Source organism: Candidatus Enterococcus murrayae (genome assembly GCF_017315985.1).
GTDB lineage: Bacteria > Bacillota > Bacilli > Lactobacillales > Enterococcaceae > Enterococcus_A > Enterococcus_A murrayae.
Genome location: NZ_JAFLVR010000015.1, coordinates 1 through 15,439, shown reverse-complemented (window position 1 = coordinate 15,439; position 15,439 = coordinate 1). Strand labels below are relative to the sequence as shown.

The 15,439-nt window shown below is 40.0% G+C and carries 17 protein-coding genes; all 17 read left to right on the top strand.

Annotated features, from left to right (window positions below; all coding sequences use genetic code 11):
• Positions 1–185 precede the first annotated feature (185 nt).
• Positions 186–1,118 (top strand): zinc-ribbon domain-containing protein, encoded by a 933-nt coding sequence (locus tag JZO85_RS06850; RefSeq protein WP_207107764.1) that lies wholly within the window; start codon positions 186–188, stop codon positions 1,116–1,118.
• 120 nt (positions 1,119–1,238) lie between these two features.
• On the top strand, positions 1,239–2,075 hold the full coding sequence (locus tag JZO85_RS06845; protein WP_347401789.1) for a serine hydrolase: 837 nt from the start codon (positions 1,239–1,241) through the stop codon (positions 2,073–2,075).
• A gap of 324 nt (positions 2,076–2,399) precedes the next feature.
• A complete protein-coding gene (locus tag JZO85_RS06840; RefSeq protein WP_207107763.1) occupies positions 2,400–3,434 on the top strand; it encodes a zinc-dependent alcohol dehydrogenase in 1,035 nt (344 codons plus the stop codon).
• A gap of 187 nt (positions 3,435–3,621) precedes the next feature.
• Positions 3,622–4,332: a UTRA domain-containing protein gene (locus JZO85_RS06835; protein WP_207107762.1), complete on the top strand. Its 711-nt coding sequence runs from the start codon at positions 3,622–3,624 to the stop codon at positions 4,330–4,332.
• 17 nt (positions 4,333–4,349) lie between these two features.
• The gene (locus JZO85_RS06830) at positions 4,350–5,225 is read left to right on the top strand and encodes a class II fructose-bisphosphate aldolase (protein ID WP_207107761.1); all 876 of its coding nucleotides are present in this window, start codon (positions 4,350–4,352) and stop codon (positions 5,223–5,225) included.
• A 37-nt stretch (positions 5,226–5,262) separates the two neighbouring features.
• Positions 5,263–5,952 (top strand): ribulose-phosphate 3-epimerase, encoded by a 690-nt coding sequence (locus tag JZO85_RS06825; RefSeq protein ID WP_207107760.1) that lies wholly within the window; start codon positions 5,263–5,265, stop codon positions 5,950–5,952.
• Between the two features lie 123 nt (positions 5,953–6,075).
• Complete coding sequence (locus JZO85_RS06820) at positions 6,076–6,780, top strand: N-acetylmannosamine-6-phosphate 2-epimerase (RefSeq protein ID WP_207107759.1); 705 nt, start codon at positions 6,076–6,078, stop codon at positions 6,778–6,780.
• Positions 6,781–7,043: 263 nt separating this feature from the next.
• Positions 7,044–8,060 carry a Gfo/Idh/MocA family protein gene (locus JZO85_RS06815; RefSeq protein WP_207107758.1) on the top strand — a complete coding sequence of 339 codons (1,017 nt, stop codon included), beginning with the start codon at positions 7,044–7,046 and terminating at the stop codon, positions 8,058–8,060.
• Between the two features lie 24 nt (positions 8,061–8,084).
• Positions 8,085–8,561: a PTS sugar transporter subunit IIB gene (locus JZO85_RS06810; RefSeq protein WP_207107757.1), complete on the top strand. Its 477-nt coding sequence runs from the start codon at positions 8,085–8,087 to the stop codon at positions 8,559–8,561.
• Between the two features lie 15 nt (positions 8,562–8,576).
• Complete coding sequence (locus tag JZO85_RS06805; protein WP_207107756.1) at positions 8,577–9,338, top strand: PTS mannose/fructose/sorbose/N-acetylgalactosamine transporter subunit IIC; 762 nt, start codon at positions 8,577–8,579, stop codon at positions 9,336–9,338.
• Positions 9,339–9,342: 4 nt separating this feature from the next.
• Positions 9,343–10,158 (top strand): PTS system mannose/fructose/sorbose family transporter subunit IID, encoded by an 816-nt coding sequence (locus JZO85_RS06800; RefSeq protein WP_207107755.1) that lies wholly within the window; start codon positions 9,343–9,345, stop codon positions 10,156–10,158.
• Between the two features lie 20 nt (positions 10,159–10,178).
• Positions 10,179–10,580: a PTS sugar transporter subunit IIA gene (locus JZO85_RS06795; protein WP_207107754.1), complete on the top strand. Its 402-nt coding sequence runs from the start codon at positions 10,179–10,181 to the stop codon at positions 10,578–10,580.
• A gap of 31 nt (positions 10,581–10,611) precedes the next feature.
• Positions 10,612–11,421 (top strand): MurR/RpiR family transcriptional regulator, encoded by an 810-nt coding sequence (locus JZO85_RS06790; RefSeq protein WP_207107753.1) that lies wholly within the window; start codon positions 10,612–10,614, stop codon positions 11,419–11,421.
• A gap of 122 nt (positions 11,422–11,543) precedes the next feature.
• Positions 11,544–12,131, top strand: a complete 588-nt coding sequence (locus JZO85_RS06785) for a TetR family transcriptional regulator (protein WP_207107752.1) — start codon at positions 11,544–11,546, stop codon at positions 12,129–12,131.
• A gap of 19 nt (positions 12,132–12,150) precedes the next feature.
• The gene (locus JZO85_RS06780) at positions 12,151–12,381 is read left to right on the top strand and encodes a hypothetical protein (RefSeq protein ID WP_207107751.1); all 231 of its coding nucleotides are present in this window, start codon (positions 12,151–12,153) and stop codon (positions 12,379–12,381) included.
• Positions 12,382–12,514: 133 nt separating this feature from the next.
• A complete protein-coding gene (locus tag JZO85_RS06775; protein WP_207107750.1) occupies positions 12,515–14,512 on the top strand; it encodes a HelD family protein in 1,998 nt (665 codons plus the stop codon).
• A gap of 5 nt (positions 14,513–14,517) precedes the next feature.
• Positions 14,518–15,348 (top strand): helix-turn-helix transcriptional regulator, encoded by an 831-nt coding sequence (locus JZO85_RS06770; protein WP_207107749.1) that lies wholly within the window; start codon positions 14,518–14,520, stop codon positions 15,346–15,348.
• Positions 15,349–15,439: the final 91 nt, after the last annotated feature.

Genomic DNA, 15,439 nt, shown 5'->3' with positions numbered 1-15,439 from the left:
GAAAATTCGGTAGGTTCTTTTTTTAGCTCTGCAGGAAAAAATAGCTATAATAATAAGCCAGAAGAAGGGGGTTATCGAAAGAATTGTGATTTTTTTCGATATTATTATGATAAAATAAACACATGAAACAGCGGCTATCATTATTTTAATGGATTTTAACAAAGGGAAAAAGGAGCGATTTTAAAATGAAACTATGTCCAAGATGTGGAGAGGAAAATAGCGATCGATCACTATTTTGTGAGCATTGCGGCTATGAATTTGCAAAATCAGAAACATCGCCAAAGAGGAGTCAGGGAGCAAATCTGCAGGAAACGGCGCCTATATCAAATTATACACCGAACCCTCAAAAATCCAGTGTTCCCAAATGGGCCTTCATGATCGCTGGGTTAGCGTTGTTGGCAGTTGTTGTGGGTGTCGGTTTTGCTATGGCTGGGCGTAATAATAATGAGGCACAGTTGCCAGCAACATCTTCGACCTCCAGCACAATTGATACTAGTAAATACGATGAAATCATCGCTGAGGCCAAGGAATTAACAATCAATGGCGACTATAAAAAATCAAACCTCAAGCTGAGCCGTATTCCCGCTAGTGATTTAGGCAAGAGTGAATTTTCAGCCATTGCTGATGAGGTAGACGATCTAACTGAGAAGAATGAAGAAGGATTGAAGCAAGAAGAGGACAAAGAAGCTACTCAAAAAGCACAGGAAAAGGATCGTCCAGCAGTAAGGACTTCTGGGAGCACGAGCGGCTTTAGCGGCGATTACGCGAAATGGGCGAATACCTATTATTTTTATTACTCGCAAACTAGCCAAAGGCAAACTGCTTTGACGATTGGTGCGAATGGTAGTGTAACCCAGAAAAATGTTAACGGCACACAATATTTTGGGAAGGCAACGATTACAAGTGCTAGCGGCGATGTTTTGAGTTATGAGACGAACGAGCAGTATCCAACAGAAATGCCGGATACTAAACTGATCAATCCGAACGTCCAAATCACGGTGACTTGGGACGGTGGAGGTACCCAGATCTATTACGGCTACATCTCCTATTCTTCACGTTTGGCATTGACCGATGGCGTTTCGAAAAATGATGGGGTCAATGAGGTCTGGATCTCTTAAAAACGGAAAGAAAGAAGATGAAACCTTTTGGGAAGACACTCCAGTCAGAAAAAAACGGGAAACGCTAAATACCTTTTGATGGGGATGCTTTTTCTTATACTAGCAGGCTCCTCTTACCTAGTGGTGAATACCTTTTTCGCCCAGCAGCAGGAAAATGTGCCGCAAAAAGTTAAGGAAAGCCGTTCGGAAAAAATAAGTTCAAAACCAAAGCTTGAAACTAGTGAGGCAAAGACTGCGAGTACCAGAAGTACACAACAATCAAGTGCTCCTGAACCACAATTAGATACGGCCTCGTTAATGGCAAGTGCGGATCAAGTTTACTATGGGATTCATTATTTCAATCAGAATAGAGATATTTCCAGTGATAATTCAGCGCCGACTATCTCTGCGAGTGTGATTAAAGTCTTTATTATGGAGTACGCTTTTACAAAAGCTGATCCAAATGAACGGATTGAAGAAAAGCCCCTTAGTGATTGGATCGTACCGATGATTCAGCAAAGCGATAACGAGGCTGCAAATGTACTGATCTCTCATTTCGGTATGGCGAATCTGAATGAGTATTTCCAGACACAAGGCTATCACGATACACGTGTGGAGCGACTGATGCTGGATAATGAAGCACGTAGTCAAGGAAGAGAAAACTATACGTCGTTGAATGATTGTATGTCCTTTTTGAAGAAGCTCTATCAGCAGCAAGCTGCATATCCTCAATCAGCGATGCTAGATATAATGAAAGGTCAGGCGCTTCGTACGAAAATTCCGAGTAAACTACCCGAAAATGTCCTAGTAGCGAATAAAACAGGGGAACTGGATAATGCAGAAAACGATATTGGTTTGGTTTTATCCGAAGAGAATCCTTTTGCGATCGTTGTGCTGTCGCAAAATTTTAAGAGTGTGGAAGGGATTCGAGGGGCTATCGGCGAATTTACTTTGGCTGCGACAAAAATTTATCAATAAGTTAGAAAAAAGAAAATCGGTTTTGCTTTAGAGAGCTAAAGCAGAGCCGATTTTTTGTGTAAAAAGAAGTGCGTGAATTTAGAAAATTAAGTATTCGGATATGGATAACTAATAGTACACGTAAAATACATTCTAACTTATATGGTTGTTAATGCAGATGCGATAGAGTTTCTCTGTAAATCGTTTTCAAATAGTCGTTGACAAAGAGGGAGGATGGTTATATATTTAATTTGCGAATAGAACCATTGGCTCTTTTTTAGAACCGAAGGATTTTTTCGAAGTACTTAAACTATTTTAGTCAATTGCTGAGAAGGGAGACAGAAGATGAAGACAGCAGTTTTTTATGGAATCAAGGATTTAAGGATCGAAGAGTGTGACATGCCGGAGGTTTCGGAAAATAAAATTCTAATTAAAATCGAGGCTTGTGCTCTTTGTACCTGGGAGCAGAGGGTATATACAGGGGTTAAAAAAGTTGAATATCCTTTTATCGGCGGTCATGAGATCGCAGCAGAGATCGTTGCTTTGGGAAGCAGCATCGATAAAACAAAATGGCAGGTAGGAAATAAGGTGGTTTTCGGAACGAACCTTGCTTGCGGCGATTGTGATTTTTGTAAAAGCGGTGAGGAGCAGAACTGCATAGACTTCAATCACAGTAAACATTTAGAGGGACTTCCCCACAAAGGAATGGGTGGTTTGTCGGAATATATGTTAGTTGAGCCGAAGCATCTCTTCCATTATTTTGGTGTAGCCCCTGAGGAAGCGGCTTTAACAGAACCGTTATCTTGTGTCGTTCACAGCTGCGAGACGGCGGATATCCAGTATGGCGACTTAGTAGTGGTCATCGGCTGCGGCATCATGGGATTACTGCATGTTGCATTGGCCGTAAAAAGTGGGGCAAGAGTGATTGCCTGCGACTTAAATTCAGAACGCTTGGAATTGGCAAAAAAAATCGGAGCACATTATGTTGTTGATTCTTCGAAAGAGGCGCTCCCAGCTAAAGTCAAAGAAATCAGTCGAAATCTTGGGGCCAATGTGGTTTTTGATACGACACCGATCCATAGTGTTGTGGAAGAAGCGATCGAGCTGGTTTCAAATACGGGCAAAGTGATCCTTTATTCGTCATTTTATCCAGATGAGCCAGTAAGCTTTAGTCCGGATAAGCTGCATAAAGGCAGCTACTCGATCGCGGGTACAGCAAACTCGAACAGTCGGGATTTTGTTCGAGCTTCTAAAATGATCAGCGAACGAATAATCGATATGCGGCCGTTTATTAGTGAGATTGTGTCCTTTGATGATGTGAAGGCAGGATTCGAATCGGCAATCGAAGGAGATAAATACCGAGTGGTTGTGAGATTTTAAGTCACAAAGCAATAAATCAATAAGGCAATGCTAGTATGGTGGGTAGTTGTATAAAAAATCGGTTATAATCAAGAGTGAAAATTTGTTTGATTTAATAATAATAATTATGCAGCTGCCTGTCTGTTTTGATAGAAGTCTTTATGAACTCCCTATCCAAGACAAGGCGAGTGAAGGGAGGATTATCGAAGTGGAAGAGTTTATTCCAAAGTATAAAAGAATCAGCGATGATATTCAAAATTTAGCCAAAGTGTTGAGTGGTCAAGGAAAACCGCTGCCCAGCGAACGCAAGCTGTCGGAAACATTTAACGTAAGCAGAACGACGATAAAACGTGCGCTGGAATCACTGGAAAGGCAAGGCATCGTTACCTATATTGAAGGCAAAGGCTTTATTATTCCAGATCGGGATGTAAAGATCGTTTCAAGTATGCATATTTCCGGGTTTTATGAAGATATTGTTTCACGTAAAAAGAAAATCAGCTCCAAGGTGTTGAAAAAAAACGTCATTCAAGCCGATCAAAAATTGAGTAAAGAACTTCAAATCGCGGAAAATGATTACGTTTTCTACCTTTTACGTTTACGGAGTGTCGATGGAACAGTTTATTCTTTATCGGAAAGTTTTATTCCGATTGCTCGTTGCCCAGAGATTGGTTCCTTTGATCTGACGGATAAATCCCTTTGGAAGGTGTTGAACCAATTCGGTATCTATCCAGAGATTATCAGTCAGCGAGTAAGTGCTCGGATGGCCAATTATTCAGAAATCGAATACTTGAATATTTCAAATCCTGCGGTGGTCATGATCGTTAACAATATGGCCTATTGGAATGAGAAGCCGATTGAACTTTCTTATGTCTATACGGATGTATTTTCAACAAATCTTGAATATCGTTTTAGTAAATAAAACGAGGGGGAAGATTCATGTTAGTAACATTAAGTGAACTTTTGAAGGATGCGAAAGAAAAGAAATACGCAGTTGGGGCATTTAACGTACCCAATCTCGAAGCAATACGAGCCGTTATTCAAGCGGCGGAAGAACTGGATTCACCCGTGATTTTACAGCATGCAGAAGTACATGAAAATCTGATTCCACTAGAGGAAATCGGACCGATCATGCTTCAGTATGCTAAAGCAGCGAAAGTTCCTGTTGCGGTCCATTTGGATCATGGAGCGTCTTTTGATATGTGTGTCAAAGCGATTCGATTAGGCTTTACTTCTGTGATGTACGATGCGTCCAGCAAGGAATATGAGGTCAATTTGGCAGAATCCAAAGAGATCGTAAAAATCGCTCATGCCGCGGGAGTAAGTGTTGAGGCTGAATTAGGACATATCTTTACGTCAGCAGTAGGCGGTGGAGAAGGAAGAGGGTCAGATTCCAGCGAGGATTATGAAGATTTGGATGATGTATACACAGATCCTGATTTGGCCAAGTCATTCGTGGAGGAAACCGGCGTTGATTGTTTAGCAATCGGTTTTGGTACCGTCCACGGCGTTTATTTGAAAGAACCAAAGCTTGACCTAAATCGAATTCTTCAAATCAAAGAGAAAATCGATGTGCCTTTTGTAATGCATGGCGGTTCAGGCGTATCAGAAGAAAATTATCGAACCGCAATAAAAAATGGCATTTGCAAGATCAACTATTATACCTATATGAACAAAGCAGCCGGCAAAGCTATGCAGGAGGAGTTGGAGAATTTTTCAGAAGGCTCAGTGTTCTTCGATGAGCTGTCACTCAAAGCAACAGCGGCTATGAAGAGCAATGTAAAAGCAGCGATGGAGATTTTTAAAAATCCTTGATCCATTCATATTAAGTCAATTTGATGGAGGAGAAAAGATGGAGAAGATTGCGGCATCAATCATGTGTGGAGATCAATTGGCGTTGGGACAGGAATTGGAAGATCTGTGTGAGGCGGGGATTGATTGGCTGCATTGTGACGTAATGGACGGTGTCTATGTAAATAACTTGGCGATGGCGCCTTATGTGCTGGAACCAGTTATTGGAACCGGAAAATTTACTACTGATATTCATTTGGCTTGTGTGGACCCAGAAAAATACATCGAGATGTTTGCGCCATTGGCTCCAGATTATTTGACTTTTCATCTCGAAGCGACCAAAGCGCCAGATGAACTAGTGAAAAAGATCCATGACCACGGTCTGAAGGCAGGAATTGCAATAAATCCTGAAACACCAATTGAATCACTCTTTCCTTATTTAGCTTCAATAGAATTAGTCCTCGTGATGACGGTTAATCCTGGCTTTGCCGGTCAAAAATTTCAATGGTCGGTTTTAGATAAGCTTGAGTGCTTGAACCGTCAGCTTGAAGCACAAAAAACAAGGCCTCTGATTGAAGTTGATGGCAACATCAATTCTAAAACAGCAGCTGCCATTAGTAAGATCGGTGCGACCATCTATGTTGTTGGAACATCTGCACTCTTCAATACCAAACCAGGTACTTATACCGAAAAGGTGGAGAGTCTGAAGCGGAGCTTGGTCTCAATAGAAGAAGATCGAAACTTGTCTTAATATTTTAGGCAAGTTTTTTTTAATGCCCATTTCGCTACATAAATCAGTCGTCTATACAGATTTTTTATGACGTGTTACTCTTTCATTAGAATGAGACTTAGTGAGTGAAATGGAGCGGAGCAAATGACGAAGGAAGAATTTTTAAACCAGATAAAAGGCGGCTTGATTGTTTCTTGTCAGGCCTTGCCTGGCGAACCTTTATATACTGAGAATGGAGGAATAATGCCATTGCTCGCAGCAGCTGCAAAAGAAGGCGGCGCCGCAGCAATTCGCGCCAATTCTGTGAGGGATATTCAAGAAATTAAAGCGGCAGTGGATCTGCCTATGATCGGTTTGATCAAAAAACAATATCCGCCGGAGGAGCCATTTATTACTGCTAGTATGCAGGAAGTGGATGAGTTGGCGGCAACAGGAATAGAGGTTATTGCACTGGATTGTACGATGCGTAAACGTCATGATGGACGGACGGTCTATCAATTTATTCAACAAATCAAAGAGAAATATCCTAAACAATTATTGATGGCAGATATTGCCACTTTTGAAGAAGGAGTGAATGCTTATCAAGCAGGTGTTGATTTTGTGGGTACGACTTTAAGCGGTTATACTGCGGAAACAGCCGATCGCAAAGGGCAAGGACCAGATTTTGAATTGATTGAAAAGTTAGTTGCTGCTGGTTTGCCTGTTATTGCGGAAGGACAGATTCATACACCTGAACAAGCGAAAAAAATCCAAGCAATGGGAGTATGCGGAATCGTTGTTGGCGGCGCGATTACCCGACCAAAAGAGATTACGGCGCGGTTTACAGCGGAATTAACTGAGCATAAGTAATACGTCCGATTTTAAACATGGAGTGGTTTTCAATATATACTAAGTGTGTCATCGAAGTTTCTTATCGTATGGAGTGATTGAACTTTTCAATACGATAAGAAATTTTGATGGCCTTTTTACGTTGTTTCACTAAAAATATTCTGTGAAACATAGACAACAAATCTAATTTTATTTTCAGAATTCTATTGACAAGGATAGAAAACCTGATAAACTGAGTTTGTGGATAAAATATCCCAAAATAGTAATAATGGAGGATAATTTTTATGGAGAATTTGAAAGTTGCTGTTGTTGGTGCGGGTATTTATGGCATCCATCATGTCGATGTCTATAAGCAAAATCCATTTGTTGAGTTGGTGGCTGTATGCGATTTCAATGCAGAAATTAGGGGGGGAATAGAAAAAAAGTACAAGGTAAATACTTATGCTACGGTGGAGGAAATGCTCGCTAATGAGAAATTGAATGCGGTTTCTATTGCCACGCCAGATCATTTACACGTAGAGCCAGCTGTTGCCTGTATCAATCATGGTCTTGATGTATTGATAGAAAAACCGTTAGCTACGACGGTGAGAGATTGTCAAATTATTTTGGATGCTGCAGAAAAGAATCAGGTCAGAGTTGCGGTTGATTTTCATAAGCGATGGGACCCAGCGGCTATTTACACCTACAATCAGTTAAAAGAATCTGAGAACGGCTACCCAATTCGCGGCTACATGAATATGGATGACACAATCGATGTTCCTACTAAGTGGTTCAAGTGGGGAAATGCCTCTGATCCAATCGATTTTCTAGGAGTACACTGCGTCGATTTAATGCGCTGGTATATGAACTGTGAAGTCACTGAGGTCTATTCAGTAGGTTCAAAGAAGCTGCTGCCTAGTCTGGGCGTAGATACTTACGACAGTGTCCAATCGATTATTACTTTTGAAAACGATTGCGCATGGACGTTGGAAAATTCTTGGATTTTACCATCAGGCTTCGCCAAAGTAAATGACAGTCGCACGGCAGTTCTGACCTCAGAAAAGTACATTAGGATCAATAATCAAGATCGTGGTGTTGAGATGGCAGACAAAGAAAAAACACACACTCCAAATGTCTTCTTCTTTAATGATTTCAATAATAAAGTGGTCGGCTTCGGGGCAGATCCGATTAACAGTTTTATCGATAGTCTAATCGATGGTTCTGATTTTGTGGCAGATGTATATGATGGCTTACAAGCAGCTAAAGTTACCGATGCGATTCATGAAAGTTTAAGAACAGGAGAACGGGTTAAGCTTCAATAAAACAAATAATGGGAGGAATCAAATATGGCAAAGCAAAGAATTGTCAGAGTGGATTACAGATTGATACATGGGCAAGTTGTTGCGAAATGGATCAAATACCATCCAGTGAATCGCATCATTGTGGCAGACGATGAGCTGAAAAATGATGATTTCATGTGTGACATCTATAAGCTTGCCGCTCCGGGAAACGAAGTGGAGATTGTTTCTGTGGCAGAGCTGGAGGAAACGCTGAATAAAAAAAATGATGATGTCATGATTATTTTTAAAGATATTAGAAATGCTCAGCGGGCATTGGAGAATGGTGTGGAGCTAGTTGAGTTGAATGTTGGGGCTGTTCAAACTGGTAAAGCTAGTCAATTTGTGACATCCGGTGTTGCATTGACGATGGAAGAATTTGAAACATTGAAGCAGTTGGATACTCAGGGACTAAATGTCTATATCCAACCAATTCCTGAAAATGAGAAGATCACGTTAGAAAGTATTGCTAATAAAATCAAATAGTCAGGGGGAAATACTATGGATAATAGTGTAATGATGGCTGTCGCAATGGCATTGGTGTATTGGCTAAGTCGTGGAATGATCGGAGGATATTTTGCCTTATTTTTTATTGGAAATCCGATTTTTATAGGGATTATCTCCGGTTTGATTTATGGGGATGTGGTGTCTGGCCTAATGATTGGAGGAGGGATAGCTGCTGTATTTGCTGGGATCATCGCTCCTGGTGGAAACTTGCCAACTGATCAGGGAATGGCAGCGGCAACGATGATACCGATTGCTCTAAATACGGGATTATCAGTAGAGCAGGCAATCGCATTTGCTGTTCCATTGGGGCTTTTAGGAGCGCAATTATTGAATTTACGTAAGATTATTAATGTTCCTTTAGTGCATAAGGCAGATGAATATGCTGAAAAAGCGGATACTAAAGGAATTGCCCGAACAGCTATCTGGTATCCTGCGGCAACTTCTTTTCTATTATTGTTTTTACCAGTATTTATCGTTGTACTATTTGGACAGGACGTCATGCTGAATCTTTTAAAAATTGTGCCAGAATGGATTATGCATGGCTTAGAAGTTGCTGGTGGTGTTTTACCTGCGGTTGGTTTTGCCCTGATCATCAATTCTATTGGAAAACCTAGGCTGATTCCCTATATTATCATTGGGTTTGTTTGTGTCTCAGTATTGGGAATGAACTCTTTAGTTACAGGGATCATTGCAATTTCGATCGCCTTCATTACTGTGTTAAATCGCAAGCAGCTTTCTGAATCGATGGGAGGGTAATAAAATGGAAAAAAATGAAAAAAAACTGACGCGTTCAGATATCAATAAAACGATGTTCAGATGGTATTTTTCCACTGAAATATCTTTAAACTATGAAAGAATGCAATCAATTTCTTTTACTTATTCATTGATGCCTGTGCTAGAAAAACTATACGACACGACGGATGATTTGAAGCTGGCTTTAAAGCGGCATCTCGAACTATATAATACAAACTGTACGGCTGGCGGTTTGATTTTAGGTACGGTACTAGCTATGGAAGAAGAAAAAGCGAATGAAGGAACGATTTCAGACGAAGCAATTATTGGTATTAAAACAGGGTTGATGGGGCCGGTTGCGGCGTTCGGAGATTCATTTAGCGCGGGTACATTGCAGACTTTATGCATACTAGCCGCCAGCACTCTGGCTGCAGGCGGCTCGTTCTTCGGTTTGTTAATGCTCTTTTTAGGGAATTTTATTTTGATGTGCGAATTGGTTTTGACAACGAATCTCACTTATATAAAAGGTCGCGAAGCGATAAAGGATGTCTTATCTTCTAGACTAATGACCGATGTTTTAGAGGGTGCCAATATTTTAGGAATGATGATGATGGGGGCTTTGACAGCATCTATGGTAACGTTGGTCACACCACTGGCTGTCACATTCGGCGAAACAAAAATGAAGATTCAAGATAATTTTGACAATTTGATTCCGGGGCTTTTCTCAATATTAGTTTTGTTTTTGTTCTATTATTTAATTGGAAAGAAAAAAGTTAGTATTTCAAAAGTGATCTTCGGTACGATCCTCGTATCAGTCGCTTTATCATTCTTTGGAATCGTTTAAAAGGAAAGGGAAAGATTAACATGAAGGGAATTTTACTTGTCAGCCATGGGAATTTGGCAGAGGGAATGCGGGATACGCTGGAGCTTTTTTCAGGTCAGCTGGAGCAGCTTGATACCCTGACGCTATCAGCGGGTGAAGATATCATGGACTTTAGAGCTGCGTTATCTGACAAAGTTGATTTGATTGATACAGGAGACGGGGTAGTCATTTTCTGTGATTTAGCTTTTGGTACTCCTGCTAATATTGCAGCAAAGCTATTAACAGATACGCAGTATAAGGAGAGGCTTCAAATCATTACTGGTATGAACTTGCCGTTAATTTTGGAATATAGTCAATTAAGGTCAGAAAATGTTGATTTTAATGATATGATTAGTGTAGGAAAAGATGGTATCATGAATTTGAATCAAACGTTGAATATTTGATTGACTCACTAATACTAAAGGACAGAACTCAATGAATGCTATAGATACGATAAGTAATAATTACGATCAATTGACTAAATCAGAACGAAAAGTTGCGGATTATATAGTCTCAAATAAGGATAAGGTCGTACACAATACAATAAGTGATTTGAAACAATTACTAAATGTTGGGGATGCCACGATCAATCGACTATGTAAGAAGGTAGGGTTCTCAGGATTTACTGAACTGAAAATCGCAATTGCTAAAAATAATGTGCGTATTGAACAAGACAATTTTAGCAACACCTCTTTATTGAATAAAATCAAAGAGACTTTAGATCGGACACATGACCTTATTGATGAAAATGACTATAGAAAAGTTGTGGATCTAATTGAAGAAAAGCGCCATATTTATATCTTAGGTAAAGGGCAAAGTGGATTAGCCGCCATAGATTTGGAAAAATTACTGTTAAGAAATGGTGTGCAGTCAACGGCTTTATTAGATTCAGATTTTCAAGTAAATGCTGCAAATGTACTGACTCACGATGATTTGCTTATTGTCTTTTCATTGTCTGGCCGAACGGCAAATTTAATTGATACAATCAACATCGCTAAAGAAAATAACGTGGTAGTTGTAGGAATAACGAATTATTTACTTTCACCAATCGCGAAATTGAGCGATGTGGTCATTCAGAGTTCTTATGATGAGTTTTTTAGTTCGCCAGTACCTGGCAGAATGAGTCAAATGTATATATCTGGATTGATAGTTGATATTTATGAAAATGAACACCATGCTTCAAAGAGCTTAGAAATCAGAGAAAAAACATTAAAAGCTATCATCGATAAGCGGGTGGAAGAATAAATATGAGCACAGGAAAGAATCGTTTTCCTGTGCTTTTTTAGGTACAATCTTGTACCTGCTTTCTTTTTAATGTATCATGAATATGCAAAAGGATATATTCATGGTGATGGGAGTGGGATTTCGTGAAAAGAAGTAAAGGATTCTCTGAGGAAGAAAAAGAGAATTTGAGGAATAAACTATGTATGGCTTGTGAGAAAAGCTGGTCCAAATTCGGATATCGAAAAACGACGATCGGTGAACTTACAAAAGAGACGGGGATTGCTACGGGCTCGTTTTATCTTTTATTTGAGAATAAAGAAGAGTTATTTCTTGAGACCTTCCTTTCGGTTCAGGAACGTTTAAGAAATGATTGGATGGGAATTTTGGAAAAAAGGCCTAATAGGGAAGGGTTTATCCATGCGATGGCTGCTTTGTATCGTGAATACCAGGCCTCACCATTTCTATATGATTTTTCAAATCCAGATTTTTTTGCTTTGCTGAATCGATTGAGTGAGGATGAGCGTAAGGAATTTACAAACGGCTCCTTATCCTTTTTTGAATATGTCCTAAAGTGTACGAGGCTTAAATTAACAGTGCCAGAGGAAAAGGCATTTGGTGTGCTCAGCAGTTTACTTTACACAGTAACGCTGACCAATACAGTCTATGACCAAGAAGAAGTGTTTACTTTTATGCTAGAAACAATCAGTGATCGATTATTTATTGAGGAATAAAAGAAATGGAGGAAGAGAAATGTTTGATCATTCAGCAAAATATTTTGAAAAAATGGCGGAAGATATGAACGTGACTATCAAGATTCCTAGACCAACCAAAAGAAGCCTTCAAGCTAGTGCAAAAAGCAATGCTGTGGTAGGTGTGGGATTGTTAGCAGGTGGTGTCTTGCTATCTAGTAAAGCTATGTTCACGTTAGGTATTATTGGGCTTGCGGGAGCGACTGCACTTCATTACCAGTTAAAAGATTAGGAGAGAATCAAACGCTAGAGCAGCTCTGTGCTCCAGCGTTTTTTTTCGTAAATGACCGCAACATTGATGAAAAATTTTTTTCGCCGCTCATTTATACTAGTTATTTGACCAAGTTTGTGAGAGGTGATCATTGATGGATGTGTTAGCGCAAGAACAAAAAGAATGGCGGGCGATTCGCGGGGAGATTGAAAAGAAGGAGGCTGGTCTTGAAGAGGAGCTGATTCATTTTACGAAGGAATCAAAGCAATTTCACCAATATTTGATCGATTATAAAGGTGAGATCGATCCCCATGAAATGTTTATCAATTCTCGGCTGTTGGATCAGCAGCAATTGGCGGAATCAGTCAGCGGGAAACAATTGGTTCGTTTGGAAAAGCAAAAGAAAAATCCTTATTTTACTCGCGTTGATTTTGTCTATGAAGGCGAGCATGTAGTAGAAAAAATCTATGTAGGTTCCTTTTCTTTTTCAACGAAGGATCAAGGCTTATTGATTTATGATTGGCGTGCGCCTATTGCAAGTGTTTTCTATGATTATGATTTGGGAGAAGCACATTTTCAGACACCAGCAGGAACGGCTTCTGGTGAGATCAAGCGAAAACGCCAAATCAAATTTAAGGATGGAACGATCGATTATGTTGTAGAATCTGATACGACTGTTTTCGATGAGGTTCTGCAAAAGGAGCTGCATCAGCAAAAGGGCGGGCAAATGTCTACCATCATCAGTACGATCCAAAAAGAACAAAATCAGGTGATTCGCGACAGTCATTCAAAGGATATGATTATTCAGGGTGTTGCTGGATCAGGTAAAACGTCGATTGCTTTGCATCGTATTGCTTTTCTACTTTATCATTTTCGCGAGCAGATCACGTCTGATCAGGTAATGATCCTTTCACCAAATCGTACCTTTAGCCAGTTTATTGCACAGGTGCTGCCAGAGTTGGGAGAAGAACCCGTAACGGAATGGACGATCGATGCCTTTGGTCAGAAGCTTGCGGGAAAGACAAACGCACCTTCGCGTTTTCAAGAGATCGAATCTTTGTATTTGAATGATCAGCCGCAGCTAAGTGAACGGATCAGTTATCTCTCAACGAAACAGTTGGTAGAAGACTTGCAAAACTATCTCCAAGAAGTTGAAAAATTTTCCCCGCAAACGATAACGATTGGCGAGTACGCTTATGATGCAGAATACATTTTAAAGCGGTACAAGGCATACCATAAGAAACCAATTTTCGAACGTTTCCGGCTTATCGCGGAAGATATACTGGAAGATCTGCGCACTCGGCCTTTTCAACCAAAACGGAAGCCGACGAAAAATCAGCTGTTTAGTCGTTTGAAGAAGCAGTTCCACTATACGACTGGTACCAAGCTGTATCATAATTTTTTAACGGAACATAATTTTTCAGCAAAAAAAGCTTCTAGTTATTCTGATCTGTTTCCTATTATCTATATTCGCTTATTTATTGAGGGCATTGATGAGTTTTCGAAAATTCGCTACCTGATCATCGACGAGATGCAGGATTATACACCGATTCAATATGAGGTAGTCAAAAAATTATTTTCTTGTCCGATATTATTAATAGGAGATTTTACTCAATCTCTGACCACACTCAATGAAATGACGCTAGGGGAGTTACAGACTTACTATCCCAAAGCACAGTCGATTTTTCTTACGAAGAGCTATCGGTCAACCTATGAAATCATTTCTTGTGCGAAAAAAATAATTAACGATCAGACGATTGAACCTGTTTTGCGCCATGGAATGGAACCTGAAAAACGGATCGTTCCTTCTCAAGCAGAGAAAATTTCAAGTATAATAGAGATAGTAAATCAGTTAAGAGAAAAAGGACTGTCAACGATTGCGTTGATAACGAAAACCTTGTCTCAAGCAAATGAATGGCTGGATTTACTAGAAAAGCAAGGCATGATTTGCGAAGTATTAACGGATGAAGCAGCGAGCTTGCAGGAGCATCTGTCCATTTGTCCGCTTGTACAGTCGAAGGGATTGGAGTTTGATGCGGTGATCATTGTGGATGCTGATGAAGAAAATTACCCTGGCCTATTAGGAAGGCAGCAGTTATTTGTTGCCGCGACACGAGCGATGCACGCCCTCTATTTTCTCCAAAGGAAGTGAAAAGCATGAATAATTTCCGATTGGTCGCAAGTATCACAGAGTACATTGAAGAACACCTGCAGGAGAAGATAACGTTGGAGGAGCTGGCCAGTCAGCTCAATTATTCAAAATATTACTTACTGCATGAATTTAAAGAAACGACACAACAATCACTCTACAATTACATCAAACGGCGGCGCTTAAACGAAGCGGCCAAGGCTTTGCTCTATTCAGATCAAAGAATTATTGAGGTGGCCTTTCAAATAGGCTATCAAAGCCAGCAAGCCTTTACAAAAGCTTTCGAGGAGCTTTTTAAGCTTCCTCCTAATGGCTATCGATCACAGAATAAAGAATTTTTTATTGAAGAACCTTATGCTGTTTCGGACTGCTTAGTGTGGGCAGAGGAACGGGAGGTGATTATTCAACGAGGGATGCCTAGAGACCAAGAGAAAATCCTCCATTTTGCGCACTTGATGCGGGGGGCTTTGCCTTACTTAGAAAAGAAGGATTACTTACGATCACTTAAAATAGTTATCAAGGAAGAAAACTGCTATCTTGCTTGGGCAAAAGGGCGGATCGTCGGTTTGCTCCTTTTCGATTCTCAAAAGCAAACGATTGAAAACCTCACAGCCTTGCCCTTTTGTTGGGATTTAGCGATCGAAAAAAAACTGTTGATGAAATTGATTTTGGATAAACACCCCCGCATGCTCAGGACGACGACCTTTAGAGCGTTTGATAAATTGGATATCGGACATCGCAAACGGTTGTTAAAATTAGGATTTGTTTCCAGTGATGAGACGTTCGATTTCAACTATCCAACGGAAAAAATGATTCTCCCGCTAACGGGTATTAACTGAATAGTTTAGTAAAGTCAAACAGCTTAATAATGAATTAGCCTGTTTTTTTTATAAATAATTAATATTTAATCCGCTACCATTTAATCAAATT